This window comes from Micromonospora sp. Utrum1 (assembly GCF_057197805.1).
The window spans coordinates 5,094,634-5,111,564 of sequence record NZ_CM170071.1; the positions used below are offsets into that span (position 1 = coordinate 5,094,634).

The 16,931-nt window shown below is 67.6% G+C and carries 12 protein-coding genes and 2 pseudogenes; 6 read left to right on the plus strand and 8 right to left on the minus strand.

The features are described from left to right. Positions 1–345 precede the first annotated feature (345 nt). Positions 346–1,851, minus strand: a complete 1,506-nt coding sequence (locus AC0OLQ_RS23945; RefSeq protein WP_484528141.1) for a hypothetical protein — start codon at positions 1,849–1,851, stop codon at positions 346–348. A 226-nt stretch (positions 1,852–2,077) separates the two neighbouring features. Next, on the minus strand, positions 2,078–3,787 hold the full coding sequence (locus AC0OLQ_RS23950) for an Hsp70 family protein (protein WP_484528142.1): 1,710 nt from the start codon (positions 3,785–3,787) through the stop codon (positions 2,078–2,080). Between the two features lie 265 nt (positions 3,788–4,052). On the opposite strand from AC0OLQ_RS23950, the gene AC0OLQ_RS23955 reads away from it, so the two are divergent. Beyond that, positions 4,053–4,364, plus strand: a complete 312-nt coding sequence (locus AC0OLQ_RS23955; protein ID WP_484528143.1) for a hypothetical protein — start codon at positions 4,053–4,055, stop codon at positions 4,362–4,364. A 335-nt stretch (positions 4,365–4,699) separates the two neighbouring features. Here AC0OLQ_RS23955 and AC0OLQ_RS23960 read toward each other — a convergent pair whose 3' ends face one another. The 3 genes and pseudogenes from AC0OLQ_RS23960 to AC0OLQ_RS23970 form a co-directional block, all read right to left on the minus strand. Beyond that, entirely contained in the window at positions 4,700–4,969 is a 270-nt protein-coding gene (locus AC0OLQ_RS23960) for an integrase core domain-containing protein (RefSeq protein ID WP_484532414.1), read from the minus strand. A gap of 8 nt (positions 4,970–4,977) precedes the next feature. Beyond that, positions 4,978–5,595, minus strand: a pseudogene (locus AC0OLQ_RS23965) (IS3 family transposase); the annotation flags it as partial. Beyond that, positions 5,592–5,894: a transposase gene (locus AC0OLQ_RS23970; protein ID WP_484528144.1), complete on the minus strand. Its 303-nt coding sequence runs from the start codon at positions 5,892–5,894 to the stop codon at positions 5,592–5,594. The pseudogene AC0OLQ_RS23965 and the gene AC0OLQ_RS23970, both read right to left, overlap by 4 nt. 76 nt (positions 5,895–5,970) lie before the next feature. On the opposite strand from AC0OLQ_RS23970, the pseudogene AC0OLQ_RS23975 reads away from it, so the two are divergent. Beyond that, positions 5,971–6,633 (plus strand): annotated as a pseudogene (locus AC0OLQ_RS23975) (transposase family protein); the annotation flags it as partial. A gap of 823 nt (positions 6,634–7,456) precedes the next feature. Here AC0OLQ_RS23975 and AC0OLQ_RS23980 read toward each other — a convergent pair. Further along, on the minus strand, positions 7,457–7,660 hold the full coding sequence (locus AC0OLQ_RS23980; protein WP_484528145.1) for a hypothetical protein: 204 nt from the start codon (positions 7,658–7,660) through the stop codon (positions 7,457–7,459). 68 nt (positions 7,661–7,728) lie between these two features. On the opposite strand from AC0OLQ_RS23980, the gene AC0OLQ_RS23985 reads away from it, so the two are divergent. Continuing rightward, the gene (locus AC0OLQ_RS23985) at positions 7,729–8,499 is read left to right on the plus strand and encodes a hypothetical protein (RefSeq protein ID WP_484528146.1); all 771 of its coding nucleotides are present in this window, start codon (positions 7,729–7,731) and stop codon (positions 8,497–8,499) included. Further along, the gene (locus AC0OLQ_RS23990) at positions 8,496–8,870 is read left to right on the plus strand and encodes a hypothetical protein (RefSeq protein WP_484528147.1); all 375 of its coding nucleotides are present in this window, start codon (positions 8,496–8,498) and stop codon (positions 8,868–8,870) included. The genes AC0OLQ_RS23985 and AC0OLQ_RS23990 overlap by 4 nt, the downstream gene beginning before the upstream one ends. On the opposite strand, the gene AC0OLQ_RS23995 is transcribed toward AC0OLQ_RS23990, so the two are convergent. Beyond that, positions 8,767–9,597 carry a DUF6444 domain-containing protein gene (locus AC0OLQ_RS23995; protein WP_484528148.1) on the minus strand — a complete coding sequence of 277 codons (831 nt, stop codon included), beginning with the start codon at positions 9,595–9,597 and terminating at the stop codon, positions 8,767–8,769. The genes AC0OLQ_RS23990 and AC0OLQ_RS23995 overlap by 104 nt on opposite strands. 454 nt (positions 9,598–10,051) lie before the next feature. On the opposite strand from AC0OLQ_RS23995, the gene AC0OLQ_RS24000 reads away from it, so the two are divergent. Both AC0OLQ_RS24000 and AC0OLQ_RS24005 read left to right on the plus strand, forming a co-directional pair. Beyond that, positions 10,052–10,315 (plus strand): hypothetical protein, encoded by a 264-nt coding sequence (locus tag AC0OLQ_RS24000; RefSeq protein ID WP_484528149.1) that lies wholly within the window; start codon positions 10,052–10,054, stop codon positions 10,313–10,315. An 881-nt stretch (positions 10,316–11,196) separates the two neighbouring features. Further along, positions 11,197–11,664 (plus strand): tetratricopeptide repeat protein, encoded by a 468-nt coding sequence (locus AC0OLQ_RS24005; RefSeq protein ID WP_484528150.1) that lies wholly within the window; start codon positions 11,197–11,199, stop codon positions 11,662–11,664. A 364-nt stretch (positions 11,665–12,028) separates the two neighbouring features. Here the strand turns inward: AC0OLQ_RS24005 and AC0OLQ_RS24010 are convergent, their stop codons facing one another. Further along, the gene (locus AC0OLQ_RS24010; protein ID WP_484528151.1) at positions 12,029–16,420 is read right to left on the minus strand and encodes a hypothetical protein; all 4,392 of its coding nucleotides are present in this window, start codon (positions 16,418–16,420) and stop codon (positions 12,029–12,031) included. Between the last annotated feature and the right edge of the window lie 511 nt (positions 16,421–16,931).

Sequence of the window (16,931 nt, forward strand, 5' to 3'; positions counted from 1 at the left end):
TGAGGATGTCGATGGCCCACTGGTGGAGGTTCTCGTTGTAGGGGTCGACGCGGATCCCGGCCTGACGGAACTCCAGGGCACGGTGAGGGTCGGGTTGAACTGACGCGGCGGCGGCGTAGGCGTTGATGACGAGCCGGCGGGTGGCCTCGCGGGGCGGGTCGATCCACGGCCAGGTGTGGTCGGCGGCGAGGTTGCCGGTGTAGGCGTCGATGACCGACTGCCAGGCGGCGGTGGGGTCGGTGAGGGTGGTGGCGGCGTGGTGGGCGGCGGTGTGCAGGCGCCACAGGTCGGTGTCGAGGTGCTCGCCGAGGAGGCGGTAGCGGTCGTCGGTGTGGTCGATGATGGTCAGCCCGCACGCGGCGCGAATGGTGCCGCGTAGCTCGCTGAGGGTCGTGTAGAGGCGGCCGGTGACGGTGTGGACGGCAGGCCGGGCCAGATGGCCTGGACCATCTGCGTGCTGGTGGCGCCGTGGCGGTGGACGGCGAGGAAGACGAGGACCTGCATGGCAGCGCTGCGGCGGATCGTGACGGCGTGCCCGTCGACGAGCAGCCTGGGCTTACCCAGCACCAGTAGCTCGACGCGAGGCTCGGCAGCGGCCGCCGGGGTGTGCAGTGGTGCTCGGTCCCCGGCGGCTTGGCGGGGAATCCGCACGTGGCTGACTACGGACTGCCGTGGCTGCTCATGCAGGACCGTTGTCTGCGTGTCGGTGGCTGGTTGCGGCGCCGGGACTGGTGCGAGGCTGGTGTGGGCCATGACGGTGAGCAGGTCCATCGCGGCGGCCGGGTCGAGGACGCAAACCCTCGGCCCTGCCTGCCCCGGATCCCGGACGTCGTAGGTGCGGCCGTGCTGGTCCACGCTCCAGGTGGCGCCCTGAGCCCAGGCGCCGAGAACGACGGCGGTCACCCTGCCGGTGCTGAGCAGGGCCGTCAGCCGGTTGGTAGCGGCCGCCGGTGGCGAGTCGCTGATCAGCACCAGCCGCGGAACGCTGCCATCTGCGCCTGGTACCGGCTGGGCAGCGGGCTGTGTTGCTGGCGATGCGAGCTGGGAGTCAATGAGTTCGACGGCTTGGTCCACGGTCCCGGTCACCCGTAGTGCCGGGATGCCGTCGCAGACCTCAGTGACGGCTGGCGCCGCGAGGAGGGTGGTCAGGGCGGAGCGGGTGATGACCAGGCGAACCGCGTCGGGCGGATCTCGCAGTGCCGCGAGGAGCGCGGTGACGAGCATGCCTCGCGCGGCGTCCCCTGCGCCGGGGCCGGTGAAGGTGACGCCCGTCGTCGGCAATGCGGCGATCGACGCCGGGATTGCGGGCCAGCCTTGCTCGGTGGGCGGCCGTTCGGCGGCGGCGTCCTTGCGGGTCGGGTCGGTGACGAGGGCTGCTTGGACGGCGGCGACAGTGGCGGGCAGCGGCGCCAGCCCCAGGGCATCCTGCTCCGGCACCTTCCGATGGCCGGGCTGGTAGCCGCGGCGGCGCCGCAACCAGACAAGAGTCGCCGCAGCGGCCACCTGCCCTGCCGTGTCACGAGGGAGCCAGCCGCCCGGGACGGTGACACCCTCACCGGCCTCAGCGATGGGCGCCGGATCCTCGGGGTCTGCGGCGGGCTCGGGGTGTTCGAGGGTGCCGGCCGAGACAGCGGAACGCTGGGCCGGTGGGGCTGTCGCGGTGGCGTTGGCGGGAGCGGTAAAAACAGCGGCGCCGGCCATTCCGGTGGCGGTGGCCTGCAGGGGTGTCGGCAGCGGCAGGCGTCGCAGCCAGCGGGCACCAGCTCGGACGCGTCGCGTCATGGTGACGGTGACGGCGTAGGCCAGGAGCAGCCAGAGGAGCCACGCGAGGACCGTCAGCCCCGCGGTCAAGGTGTGCGCGGTCAGGGGCTGCGCAACCCAGAGACGTACCTCGCGCAGACTCGGCCAGCCGTGCAGCGGCGAGCCGACGACGGTGGCCTACAGCCACGGTGGAGCGGCCACCAGGAGCACAACGACGGCGAGTGAGACCACCCGTCGCGGCGACCTCAACCCACCCACCCCCATCCGAGGAACCGAAACCTGCCCGGGCTGGGTCGTCTGCGCGTCGGCCAGCCGTTCATATCGCTCGGTGTGGTTGTGGGGCGGGGCGCAGGAGGCGGGTCCACAGCTGCCGCAGCCACCACACGGCCACGGCGATCGCATAGATCACCCCGAGGATCGCCGAGGCCGGCCAGCTGACCAACGCGGCGGTGATCACGGCCAGGGGCGCGCCGAGGATCAACCTGAGGATCGGTTGCGACACCACGGCCATGACCGTCCCGACGCCGAGGAGCAGGCCACCGACGCGGCCGGCGATGTCGATCCACAGGACCATGTCAGGCCACCGGTCCGCGGTCAGCGAGTACTGCACGAGGGCCATGCCCACGCCGGCGGTGATCACGGAGCCGGTCGGGAACGCGAGCAGCTTCGACCAGCCGCCGTGTGGGATGCGCCATTGCCGGGCGGCGACCAGGGCCATCACCGCGGCGGCGGCTACGGTCGGTGCGACGGGCAGGAGCGCCCACCGTAGGAACCCGCCGGCGGGGTCGCCGATGTAGAGGCTGGCGACCACGGCGTACATGCCGGCCACGGCGACGCCGAGAGACGCCGAGGCCAGGATGCCGGTGCCCGTCTGCGCGCCAGGGTTCCTGGCGCCGCTGGTGGTGCGGGTCGCGATCGCGGAGGCGATGACCGTGCCCGCGCCGAGGCAGGCGATGACGGCGAAGACGGCGGCCATCGCCAGTTCACCCCAGTTGAGCAGAGCCCACTTGTACAGCAGCCCGCCGTTCCACTTGGGGGTGAGCAAGAACCGGGAGATCAGGCCCAGCGACGCGAAGCCCGGCACCGCGATCGCCGCCGCCCGCCGCACCGGAGGCACAGGCACCTCGACCGGCGGTTCAGCGGCGGTCGCGTCAGCGGCGCCCGCGTCGGCGGCCCCACGCACCGCCACCAGAGCAGGGTCCGCGACGACAATCGGGGTGACACCGACGGTCTCGGCGAGCACCTTCTCGATCAGGGGCATCCGCGCGACACCGCCGACGCAGTAGACACCGGCAAGGTTGTCGAGGCTCACCTCTGCCGCGGCGATCGCCTCCGTCGTCAGCTGCGCGGCGCGCAGCAGGACCGGGCGGGCGGCTTGTTCCAGCAGGCCGTTGTTGAGCACGACGGCGGTCCCGTGCGGCAGCGGCACCGTCACCGCGGCACGGTCGGCCAGGGCGTGCTTCGCGGTGTGGATGCTGGCGGTCAACGCCCACCGCTGTCCCTCACCACCCGCCGGGCCGGTGTTCGCTGCGACGAGCATGGCGGCGAGCGCCTCGTCGATGGCGGTCCCACCAGCGGCCGGGTCCGCCAGGGTGGCAAGGACCTCGAAGCCGGCCGGACCGCGCCGCAGGACGCTGACCTCCGCGCCGCCACCGACATCGCAGACCACGATGAATGACCCCACCGGTAGCTGCACCCCGGCAGCAAGCAGGTGCCCAGCTACCGCCACCGGGGCTTCGATCAACCGCGGTTGGGGCAGGCCTGCCCGGTGAGCGGCGTGGCGCATCCAGGTGCGCCGCCGCGGACCCCAACCAGCCGGCACCACCAGCCGCACATCCTTCACCACGCACCCAGCGACCCGCGGTGCCTCCCCGGCCACGCGGCGCAGCGTCGCCACGACCAGGTCCATCGCGTCGACGTCCGCGCCGGCGACCGTGAGCCGCTGCTCGGGGGACTGCCGCGGGGCGGGGATGAACCGCTCCGGCTGGCCGGCAGCGGCCTGCCACGCCTGATGGCCAGTCAGCATCGTCCCGTCGGCGGACAGCAGAACCGCGCTCGGCAACGCTGGCTCAGCCGTACGGCCGTGGCTCCGAAGATTGGTACGAATGACGCGTCAGCCGAGTGGGTGTTCCAGTTCTGAAAGAGCAGCGCAGCGGCGCGATGATCGGCATGTTCGGCACCGTGATGCCCTGCACTGGGCGGCGGCGGCGCTCGACCAATACGGGCGATCGCTCCCGCCATCGCTGGGGGTCCCGCAGCATGATCCTTTACCCCTCAGCCAGACTGAGGCCGTGAATGAGCCGACGCAATCACTTCCGGCGTATCACTTCGCAAGCGATGTCGATGGCGTGCGCCACCTGATCGTCGACGACAGCGACGACAGTGACTGCACCGGGTGGCACATCGACGTGAGGGAGCCCGGCGGCGAGCGCCATGTCCCGTTCGAGCGCTCCGTCGTGTTCGGGGACGGTCCCGATGTCAACCTGCTCGGCTACGGTCCTGCTCGGGAAGCATGGATGGCCGCAATCGGCTGGGCGGCTGTATCGGCAGAGATCTGCCTGCCTGACCAGTCGCGTCATCCGGTGCGCGGGTTCGCTCTCTGACACTCGGCCACGACGCGGACGGTTTGTACGGATGGCGCATTGACCGTAACGCCTTCAGCCACCTCACCGGGCGGGGCTGCTTGTAGCGCCTCACTCGACGTACCGCGACGAGGCAGACCAATGTAACGGCGATACGGGGCCCATCGCCGATGATGTTGCGAGGCTGGGGCAACTGCCTTCCCAGCCCGGGCGGCGATCCCCACCCCACGGCGGAAACCCGCCCGGGCACCCACACTCGCATGGAGGCAGGATGAGTCAACCCAGGCCGCAACCTGCGCCCCCCGCATGGACACTGGGCTTGACCCGTTTCGACGGACAGGGTCGATGCGTTGATCTCACGCTACCTTGCTGATCGGCGAGGTAGCAGTTGCAGTGGTTTCGTACGCGGCGGGGCTGAGGTAGCCGAGGCTGGAGTGTCGGCGGCGGGTGTTGTACCAGCCCTCGATGTATTCGAAGATCGCCCGGCGGGCGGCGGTGCGGGTGGGCCAGGGCTGCCGGTGCAGCAGTTCGGTCTTGATCGTGGCGAAGAACGATTCGGCGACCGCGTTGTCCCAGCATTGTCCGCGTCGGCCGACCGATAGCCGGACCTTGTGTCGCTTGGCCAGACGGCGTGCTGGGCGCTGACGTACTGGCCGCCGCGGTCGGAATGAAACACCAGGTCCGGTGCTGGCCGGCGCCGCACGATGGCGTCGGTCAGGGCGTCGTCGACGAGGTCGGTGCGGAGGTGATCGGCGACGGCCCAGCCGACGACGCGGCGGGAGGCCAGGTCGATGACGGTGGCCAGATATAGCCAACCTTCCCAGGTGTTGACGTAGGTGATGTCGCCGCACCAGCGGGTGTCGACCGCGGCCGGGTCGGTGGTGAAGTCACGTCGGATCAAGTCCGGGCGCAGCACGGCGGCCGGGTCGGGAATCGTGGTCGTGCGCCACCGGCGGGGAGACTTGCCGCGGATCCCCGCAGCACGCATCAGCCGGGCCACCCGCTTGCGGCTGTGCCGCAACCCGGCGTCGGATAGTTCCGCGTGCACGCGCGGCGCCCCGTAGGTGCCCCTCGACTGCTCGTGCACCACGGTGATCTTCTCGGTGAGCACTTGGTCGACGCGCTCCCGCTGCGACTGGCGGCCGCGGGCGTGCTGGTAGTAGGCGGACCGGGAGACCTCCATCAGCTCGCACGCACGCTTGGTGTTGTGCTTGCCGGCTTGCTCCGCCTCGATGAACGGGTACACGTTCACCGGGTCTCCTTCGCGAAGAAAGCCGTTGCCCGCTTGAGAATCTCGACATCCCCACGCAGCCGGCGGTTTTCCCGCCGTAGTTGCGCCAGCTCGGCCCGCTCCTCGCTGGTCAACCCGTCCGAGCGGGCACCCGCGTCGAGCTCGGCCTGCCTGACCCACTCCCGCACCGCGGTCTCGGTCAGATCGAAATCCTTCGCGACCTGCCCGACCGTGCGATCGCCACGCTGACACAACTCCACGATCTCGGCCTTGAACTCCGACGTGAACGACCGGCGAGGCCGAGGCCGCTTCTTACCCATGCTCTCCATGATGCTGGACATCCTCCCGGAGCCCACCGGCTCCTGATCTCGGATGTCCGTCAAAGCGGGTCAGGCCCAGTGGACCACAACCCGGCCGCGGGACCTGCCGGTCGGTGGCCGGCCGGTACGGCTGCGCTGGCGCAAACGGCGCTGGTACTGCCCGACGGCCGGCTGCCCACGCAAGTCGTTCACCGAACAGGTCGCCCAGGTCCCGGCCCGGTCCCGGCTGACCAGCCGGCTACGTGAGGCGGCCGGGGCGGCCGTCGCCGACGCGGGTCGCGCGATCGTGCAGGCCGCCCGTTACCATGGCCTGTCCTGGCCGGTCGTCGCCGACGTGTTGGGGCGATTTGCCGGCGGCCCGCAGACGATGGCGGACCGAGGAGGGCGGCCGGAATCATCGGCGTCCTGCTACCGTTCCGCCACTGGCACAGGGGAAGGGCGGGGGATGCAGGGCCGACCGGAGGGCGCGCCGCCGCCGCGACAGGTCGAGGACTGGGCCGCTGCCGAGGCGAACGCCGTGGCGTGGATGAAGTGGCTCGGCCACCGTGACGCCCGTCCGACGAAGCCGGGTGCCGACGGAGGCATCGACGTCATCGCGATGGGCGCGTTTGCGCAGGTCAAGTGGTATGGAAAGCCGGTCGGTCCACGGCCGCTCCGCGAGCTCGCGGGCGCGCGAGCCAACCGTCCGGGCACGCTCTACTTCTTCGTGAACAACCGCTACACACCGGCCGCGTTGGCCTACGCCGAGGAGGTGGGCATGGCTGCCTTCGTCTACTCCCCGGCAGACGGAATGATCGCGCCTGTCAGTAGCGCTGCTCGGCGGACCTTCCAGTCCGCCGTAGACGGCAGCCGCATGGGCGAGCGGCGTTCCCGTCCCGCGGCAAGTCCGACAGAGCCGCCACAGCAGCGGCAAAGGAGTCGGACCACCGGGCCGTCGGCGGCGACGGGCGCCAATCCGGGAAGCCATCCCGGCGGCCGGTCCAGAGGGTATTCGGCTGCGGCCCGGCAGCAGCGAAGAGCGTCGAACAACCCGTCGCCGCCCGCCGCCGAGTATGTCTCTTCTGAGCATCGCCTCACTCACGATCAGATAGGCGAGATGCTCCGGCGTATGCGACAGAAGCGGGACGCGCGAGTGGGGGCGGTCCCCGAACCGCCGGATCCGTCAGCGGTCGACGAGCAGGGCGGCCCGCCGACGCATCAGTCGACCGCCGTGTCCGGGCAGCCCGAACCGTCCGCCTCGGGTTGTCTGGGGGTCGGCGGCCTTGGGGCGCTTGCTCTGGCCGCGTGTGGCTACGGGGCTGCCGATGGCAGCGCTTGGCCGATATGGCTTGCCGTCTCTGGCGGCGTTGCCCTGGTTCTCAGCATTGCTGCTGCCCTCGTCAGAGCGAAACGCCAAAGCAAATCCGACAAGGCGTCATGAGAGCTGCAGCGCGCACATCAGCTTGAGCGACGGACGACAGCCCAGCCGAGGAAGCGGTCGAAGAGCTGCGCCTGCGCGGTGCCAAAAACACGCGTCGCCCCGCCCAGGGGCTCTGGTGCACGATGTGATGGTGACCAACTCTTCAGCCGAGCTCGCCCTCATGCCGGCTATCGCCGCCTTCCTCGAACGCGCTGTAAAAATGCGTGACCAGCTCGCCGCTGCGGGCGACGCTGAGTTGGCCGAGCTGGTCGCCGCCTGGCCGGAGACCCGGGCGGTGAACGCCGCCGCCAGCGTCGCTGCCCGGATCCGCAGATACCTGCACTACGACGACGGTGTCGACGACCACTGGGGACGTCGCTCACTCGCAACAACCTGCGCACTCTGGGCGTCCTTGATGTGCTACGCCGACCGGAGATGCCCGACGGGTTCCCTGCCGACCTGGCCGCCTATCTCGCTGGTCCGCCGACCCCGTCGGAACGTCTGGTGGTCATCGACGCCGGTCTGCCCCTGCAGGGATCCCACGGGATCTGTGGCTGGCAGCTGACGCAGCCCACCGCCGCCGACCTCGATGCAGTGACTCCCCTGCCGTCGAGCAGCCAGTTCGCCGCCGACCCGTGGGATTCGGCCTTGCGACTCGGTGGCTGCTGCGTCCTTCGCCGGGCCAGCGACGACCTCGAGGCGCGCAATCCGTCGGTGTGGGGCACCGCCATTCTGCGGAGCCTGTTCGAACCAGAACTCGTGATCCCAGCGTGGGAGCCGCTGCTGCTGCTCAACCTCGCCCAAGCCGAACGCGTGATCGTCGCCGCCGAGTACGAGATCGAGCCGGGCCGCATGGTGGAACGCGTCCGAGGCACCGGCCTGGACCTGGTGCCCGCCACATCCGACGGGATCGACGAATGGGAGGAGCCGGGCTGGGGCCCCTGTCGGCTCGACGAGCAGGAACTGGCTGACGTGCTGACGTTCACCGACATCATGTCGCCCCTTCTGCTGCAGTGGCAGACGTGGAACGACGTCGCCAACCCGCCCCAGCGGAAGGCCATAAAAAAGGCCAGCGAGCGGCTTCAGCGCAGCGCCCACCGGTTCCTCGCCCTCGGCCCACGCTTCGCAGCAACGGCGACGTGCTGTACGAACGCGACCGCGCCGAGATCATCTTCTGGTACACGTCAGCCCTCGAAGATCTCATGATCACCGACAGCTCGGACGAACTCAGCCGCAAGGTGTCCCAGCGCACCGCAGTCCTCATCGGCACCGACGACGACGAGCGACTAGAGATCCGTCGCGCCATCACCCACGCGTACGGCATCCGGTCGAAGGTGGCCCATGGCGACGTGCCGCCGGACACGCACCTCAAGACGCTGCCCCAGCAGCTGTACATCTACCTGCGCCGCGCGTTCCGGGACCTGATCATCCTCGGCCCGCGCTTCGACGTCGCAACCGTCTGCGACGACGCGCTCATGTCCGCCGCTGTCCGGGAGCAGTCCATCGCCGGGCCTGTCCGGCAGGTCGTTGACCGGCTGCCAGTGGTGCCAGGCATGCGCACCCAGCGGATGCGGTAGGCGCGGGCCAGCCGACATTCGCCCGAACGGAGGTGAGCGACGCGGACATCGGCGCACCATGAGACCCCGAGCAACGTCCCGCGCACCGACCCTGACCTGCGCCGGGCCCGTGACCTGATGGAACGCGACCGACGGTGCCCGCGCTGACCGGCGCGGCGAACACCTCGGCCAGGGTCTGCGCGGTGCGCCCGATCGACAGGAACTGCCCGTGCAGCAGGTATACCCACAAGGCGGCGATCCGCGGCCCGTACGCCACCGGCGCGCTCGCCTGCGCAGGTACGCCGGCCTGGGTGTGGTGCCCACATGAGCAGGCAACGGTGATGATCTCGTGCCGGGTCACGACCAGTCTCGGCTCGGGAATGTCGAACACCTGCCGGATCAGTGCCCCCACCTGCGTCGCGTCGTCACCCAGACCGGCACCGCAACCGGCACACGCAGCCGGGACATGCCGCACCGTGACGTCCGGCACGGCGACGCGTCCCAAGGTCGACCCGGGCTGCCCCGGCGGGCGTCCCGGTCCCCGGCCGGTCTTCTTCCGCAGCGACTGCGGCGCGGGTTTGACCAGGCCATCCGACGAGGGCGGCTTCGACGAGTTCCTCGACGACATGCCCAGCCGGGCCTCCAACTCGGCGATCCGATCGAGGGCCTGCTCCAACCGGGCCGCCAACACCGCGTTCAACGCCAGCAACTCGTCATACGACGGCGGCAGCGGCGACTCGGCGGACACGATCCGCCAACCTACCAGCCTCCACCATGGACACCTCTTGCGCCCAACGACCTATCCAGTCACCCTCTGCATACCGCAGTTCACCCCGCTGCTGGCCGACGTCGCCCGATTCCCGCCGTGCCCCTGGTGACAGGTGTTTCGTCGACGAGACGTACGTCAACGTCACCAGTACGCTGCCCTGGGTCACTCGACACCGGGTCCTACTCTGGCGCGGTACGTCATCGAAGGAGAACATCATCGCTACGCCGAAACTGCCCCCTGGACTGCTTGCCGACCTGCGGCAGTTCGCTGCCGAGTTTAAAACCGCGCACGACGACGGCGGCCACGAGCCCCGATCGAAGGATCTACGCGAGTTTCACCTGGATCGCTTCTTCCGGTACCTCGAAGGCACCTACGACCCATCCACCGATAAGGGCAAACGCCTCGCCCCCTGATCCGAGGAGACCACACAGACATGGCAGGTCCACACGGCAAGTTTCGCAAGGTTCCCCTGCGGCTCGACGAAGGCGACAACATCGAGGTGTACGCCCGCGTCTACGAAGACGGCACCATCCAGCTCGTCGGCCGGAACGTGAAGCTTGACTTCAAGCAAGGCGCCTACGGCCGCGGCCCCACCGAGCAGTGGGCGTTCGGCGACAACTGGCACATCACCACGAACCCGTGGGAGGCATCAAGCAAAGAGACCGGCGGAGCCTTCACACCCGAGCAGGGCGAGTAGCCCAAGCGTACGGAAGCCGGGCACCTCGCGACTCTGCCAGGCATGGTCGTCCACAAGTGAACACCCAACGTTGCCAAGGAATGGAGATCGACGGTGTTGATCAATACCTGGGTCATGGTCGTACTTGGCGGGTCGTCGGAACCGCCATCGCCGGCGGGCTCAGCAACGCGTTGCGCAAGGACTGATCCGGCTCGTACGACGCCGACGTCCGGTCAGTCCGGGCGGGCCACGACGATCCGGTTCGCGTCGTAGCCGAGTGACCCGCCGGCGGCCACCGCAGGTGACCAGCACGATCCGGTGCGGGCGCTGCTGCCCCAACAGTTCCGGGGCCCGCTGCGGCAGGTCGCCCTTCGCCACGGTGTGTACCTCGGTCCAGTACCGCCGGTGGCGCCCGTGTCTGGGTCTGGCCAGGGCGCCCGCCCGGACAGTGCACCTCGCCGAGAGGCCAGAGCTCTGCAAGGTCGAAGTGAGCAAATCGATACCCGACTGATGGCCGACGCAGCGAGCAGCGGGCACACGAATGCGACCCAGAAATCGGCACGCGAGGAGGCGGATCGGCAGGTCACGCACCTGCAAGCGATCGATGAACGTCGGTTTAGGAAACCGATGCTCTATCCCCTGAGCTACGAGGGCGCGAGGGCCTAGCGTACCTGCCAGCGGATACCCACGAGTGCCCAGGAGTACCCGCCTGCGCCCACCGCTGTCAGCCGCCGTCGCTCCGACCGTTCGAGCACACGCCGAGCATTCGATCATCGCCCAGCAACGCCCGACACCCACCGCCACCCAATCGTGAAGGGGCCTACCCGGACCTGCCCAGGACTCACCGAGCACATTCCGAGGACCACCACCCCGATCCCGCTGGCAACAGTAACGCTGTGGCCATGCTCGGCGAGCTTCTTGAACGCCGAGGCGAGGCGGCCAAAGCAGAGCAGTGGTACCAGCGTGCAGCCGACGTCGGCGACAGCCAGGCCATGGCGAAGTTGGACGTTCTCCTCGACCAGCGGGGCGCGGCGGCCGAGGCCGAGCGGTGGTATCAGTCGGCCACCGACGCGGGCAACAGCACAGCCATACTCATGCTCGGCGCGCTCCTCGATCAACGAGGTCAGGAGGCGGAAGCCGAGCGGTGGTGGCGACGGGCCGCCGATGCCGGCGACGGGTATGCCATGGCCATGCTCGGCCTGTTCCCTGAGCGGCGGGGCGACGCGGCGGAAGCCCAGCAGTGGTACCAGCGTGTTGCCGACGCCGGCGACAGCAACGCAATGGCCATGCTCGGCGCGCTCCTCGAGCAGCGGGGAGAGACGGCCGAAGCCGAGCTAAGGCACCCGCGGGCAGATGTGGGCGATGAGTAGATGAAGGCCACCGCTGCAGTACCGCGCCCACCGGACCGGCTACGGCTGTGGCCTCCGCCGAGGAAGGTGTAGAAGCCGACCGAGCTGGCACCGGTGCAGATTCCGGTGCGGCCGTCCCCGATATGGACCCTGGCAGCCAGCGGGCACAGACTCGTGCGGATCCCGCGCGGCGAGGCGCGGACAGGTATCCCGGGTGCCAGCTTGATGGAGAACCCCACCCCCCCGACCGTAAGTCCGCCGGTCAAGATCGTAATCAGCCAGTCGTCCAGGTCGGGCAGGCGCCTCGGCAGCGGCGTCCTGTTGGCTTGGCTGCTTGTGCTCTCCCACCATCCGGTTGGGGTCAGGCAGGGGGTCAGGCCCTTGTTCATCGCTCCGATGCACTGATCACGTCGTCAATTCCATACGCTCCGACGAGGAGCAGATCATCGAGCACATCGAGCAGCGCCGCTCGCTCGTCGCGCCTGCGACTCTGCGCCAGCCCTCGGATGATCAGTTGGCCCACCTCACGCGCCTCTCCCGCAGCGCCCGTCCGGATGTCTCCTGTCTCCTCGCGGAAGTCCTCAACGAACCGTTGGGCGCACAATAAGGCGAGGTCGTCGACCCGGTCCGGGGCTCGCTCCAGCGTGATGAGGAGTTGCGGCAAGGCGAAGCGAAACGCAGGCGATACCAGTAGGGCCTTTACGCCGTCCTGAAACGGTCGAAGCGCATGGCCCCGCAGTGCGCCGGCCATTTGGGCAGTTTCCTTACGCACCTCGTCATTAGGGTCATTCACCAAGACGTTGAGCGTTGTAGTGGCGACCTGTGAGTTGGACGTATGGGCTAGGCGATGTGCGCAGATGTCGGCCGCGCCCTTCCGTGCGGCTGGGTCCTTTCCATCAAGTAGAGCCGCTAGGAGATCGTCGACGCCCCACTCCATGGCGGCGAAGCCCGCCAAGTGCCCTCCGGCTTCCCGCACCCCAGCCTCCGAAGAGGCCAGCATCCGCTCTACGATCGTCCGAACTATGGCGGGCTCCTCGTTTCCGAGGTGAATGACTAGGCGGATCACCGGCTCCGTCGCGAGGAGTCGATCGTCTGTCTCGATCAACCGCCAGAAGGCTTCGGTAGCCTCTGGGCGGGCATGCCTCATCGCCGCCCCGAGAAGCCGGGCCGCGCACGAGCGAACGGGTACGGATGGGTCCTGGGCAAGGCGGTTCAAGACAGGGGTCGCGAGCGCGGTGCGTGATCCGTCGGCGTCATATACCAGGAGGTCGGCCAAAGCTTCGGCCAGGCTGCCCCGGGCGGTATTGATGCCCGACATCCTGATGTCCGTCGTGCGGCGACCGTTTCCGTCCTCACTCCAGACGCGGGTGCCGTTGTCGCTCGGATCGGTGGCCGCGATGGCGCGGTCCCTGATGAGCTCAACGATGTCCAGAGGTGCTGTCTTCAGGTACGGCCGCAGACTCCAACCCAGCCAGCGATCGTTGTCAGCTTGCCCGAGTGAAGCGATGTGCCGGATAGCGGCGAAGACCAAATCTCCGTCTTCCACTGGCTGCGCCTCACCTAGCCCCATGAGGATGGCGTCGCCATAGGCCGGGTTGATATCCGACGTTAGCTGAAGCGCCAAATGGGCGAACCGGTTTGGGTCCTGCTTCACCTGCTCCCGCAAGACGTGAGACAACTCGCGCGCCCCACCGGTCAGCGTCGCGAAGTCCTCTCGCTGCTCCGCATGCTTAACCATCGCTTGCAGCCAGTTGTCGTCGTTCATGTGCTTAGCGGCTTCGCTTGGTATCGGCGGGCCAATCCATCCGCCAACGACCCCTTCTGGCTCGGGCGGCTGTTCCATGCCAATGGCGCGACGCAGCTCGCCCAGGCGGCGGCGGCTGACCTCGGAGAGCCGGCCCTCGTCTAAGGCGGACAAGAGGTTGAAGGCGTACCAGCCCGGTCTGCGCCTCTCCCAGGGAAAGCGCAGATCACGGACCTGGGTCTCAAGGCGGCTGAACAGCTCGTTGCTGACGATAGGGCTGATTGCTTGCAAAACTTGACGCGTGGTCCAGACTCCGTTCGATGCGTAGCCGGAGAGCAGCCTGTGCCTACCCTCCAGCAGAAGGTCGGCGGCCCATTCCGCATATGCCGCTCCGCCCACCAGTAGCCCTTGATACAGCAGCCATTGGGCGCTCTCGTGGGGGTTGGCCGCCAGTCGCTCAAGTGTCGCCCGCATCAACTCAGGGTTGTCCGCCACGAGGGATCGGATGGCTGAGGTCACGCCGGCAAGGAGCGCATCATCTAAGTGCGAATCCGACTCAAGGTCGGGATGCCGATGAGAGAAGTGAGGGTCCGGCTTCAGTCCCTCGCCATCGTGCTCGTAGGCAGTCACCTCCATGACTTGCAAGAGGTACGGCAAGAGGGCGTCGCAGAACTGTCGAGGCGCGCCTTCAGCAGCCTTCCGGGCTAATTCGGCAACCGTTTGGTCATGTACCCCGAGCGCGGCGATCCTCCCACCCTCGTTAAGATCGAGACTGTAGGGGCCGTCAACAAGAAAGGCCGCAAGGACTTCCACAGCCCAATCCGGTTTTTCTTCACCAAGGTCATGAACTGCCAGCCAAAGTTCGTTTTCAAAGCCCGCGTACAGGCCGCCTTTGATGGCGTCCACATGAAGGTCGAATAGGCGACGGCTTGCCTTGAGGTCCGCGAAACGCACTACCCAGCGGAGGTGCGACCCATACGTCGGGGTTTCACGATGGGCAGCCAGTAGTTCGGCCAACCGATCCGGCCACGCCCGCGCCGCCCCAGCCATCAAGGTCTGCGCCCGGCTCAGTTGATCCTCCCCATCTTGGAGCCAGCCAGCGATATGGCCGTCGCTGTCTAGCCGTGCGAACCAGGCGGGGGTGCGCAGGTAATTCCAGATCCTCGCCTCATACGGCGGATGGGCATTCGCGACCTCGAGCAGCATGTTCGCCTCGGGAGTGGTCGGATCGACAATATCACCGAGGACTGCTAACGCTGCCTCCTTGATGTGGAATCGAATGTCGTTGCTCGACAGCAATTCCCTGACCTCATCGACAAAGCGCTCCGGGTCAAAGTTCCTGAGGTGGGTCATGATCTGACGGACCTGCGCTCGACGGAAGAGTTCCTGTTCGCCGTGCGTCAGGAATCGGACAAGGGACTCGTTACGGCTAATCCAGTGTCGCGCAAAGGCGTAGTCGAAGAAGGACTCGTGAAAGAAGGCCACTTCGCGGCCGTCCCGCACCAAGACATGCTCGGACACGAGTACGTCTGCATCGTTAGCAAGGTCATCCTGATCAAGCACCGTCACCGGAACCGACAGTCGCTGGCGCCTACTGATTGCTTCGGCCACGACCGACACAACCGGACCAAATCGAGTTCCGGAGCGCCGAGACAACACTTCCCGACGCTTCCGATCCCAGTAGGCGTCAAACAGATGACCGGTGGTCTGGAAGTGCAAGGCGTCCGGCTCGGTCGCTACGGTTGCGAGCAAGACCAGATGCAGGGGCGACCGCAAAAGCGCCCGTTGATGGCCCGTAAGGCCGCCGGCATTGAGACCCATGGCATTCACGGCAGCGTCCACCTGGCCGTCGGAAAGGGGGCCAATGGTCACCGTCAGGGAGTCTGACCGCGCCGCGAGACCGCGAATACGCTCGTCGTTATCAACATCGAACCTTCGGCAAGCAAGTACCACCCGCATCTGCTTGAAAGCCGTCGCTTCGCGGATCACGTCAGCTATGACGTCAAAGTTCCCGGGCATGCGTCCAGAGGCGAGACTGACAGCATCCAACTGATCTATAACCAGCAGCGAGGCTTGGTCACCAGCCGCTGCTGCGAGTGCGGCTACCGGCGATACATCCAGCCCGAGTCGAGTTCCGAGCTCAGCAGTCGACGAGAACGGCTCCAAACGGTCAAGGCGAAAGGCCAAGATGGGCAACCCTCCGACCGGAACAGTCTTAAGCGCCTGGTGTAACACCGCGCTTTTGCCCCCACCTGCGGCACCAACAAGGAAGAGCAAGCCGTCCTCCGCGCCGGTGATGAGCCCCGCCAGCTTGGCAGCTTCGTCGCGGGGGATGGCCGGATTAAGCAATTCGCGTTCGATGGATGCTGACCAGCCGGCGGTGGTGGCGTTGACCTGGTCAGCTGCTGCAATGGCTCGCACCGCGGTTGCTTGCCGAAGCCCATAACGCTCAAGTCTGTCCTTGATGGTAGCGGCTGTCAGTTCAACGCCGAGGTTATGGACCACAAGGTCGCCGAGTCCGACGGCTGCGAGCAAGCCCGAAGCTCCCTCAAGCAGGAGCCCCGAAAGCGCAGCGTTGACCTGAATGACATCACGCTCGTCTGGCCACTCGATCCAGGTGCCGCGCAACACCTTCCACGCCGTCTCTGGGGAGGCTAGGATCTGGGGTGAGGAGAGTTCGTCGAACGCCTCTCGAAGCGGCTTGTTGGGTAACCAGTTATCAATGAGGTCCTGCAGACTTGTTGACCGGCGGGCAAAGTCGCTCAACTCCTGGGGCACGCGGGCCGGCACCGTAGAGACGAAGTGGAATTTCCGCCCGGCCCCGACGTGGTGGCGAGCGATCTTCCAAATATCCAGCTTGTGCAGAGACGCTACCGACCAGTTGTTGGCCGTTCCGTGCTGCCGCTTCAACTGGTGTACTTCCACCCCACCGGGCCGGCGATAGGTGAACTCGACGCCTTCGGCTAGGTCGCCGACGTCCTCGACCGTGATGGACTCGCCGTAACCAGCCAGGACGTAGAGCAGGTGGCGCACAGTCCAGGCACCCTCGTAACGGTTCCCGAGCTTGTCTGCCTCACCACCTGGTCGAGGGCTCACCGCAATCCCCTGATGAGGAAGGCAGGCGTCTCCCCTTCGCCGTCGGTCATCCAGTCATCCTGCCCCACGTTCTCACTTCGGCGCCAGGTCACGACGCTCAGCTTGGGATAGTCTTGATCGCATGCATGACCTGCAGTTGCATGAGGGTTGCCAGACGTTGGGCCGCCCGTTGCCCTACTGCCTGATCTCATGTTGACCGCTGCTTGCCGTCGATCAGGCATATGACGGGCATGGCCCTGTCCGAGGAGGCTGTCGCACTAGGGCGCATCCAAGGGCCCTGGTAGCACACAACCTGGCCTTCGATGCCTCGTTCCTGCATACCGAGTACCAAACGCGTGGGGATCCGGCGCCGATCGACCAGGTTGCCGGCCTGTGCACGACGCGGCTCCCGTCGCATTTCCTGCCGTCGGCGCGGTCGCTGCCTGCGTGACTGCTGTCGGGCGGCCGC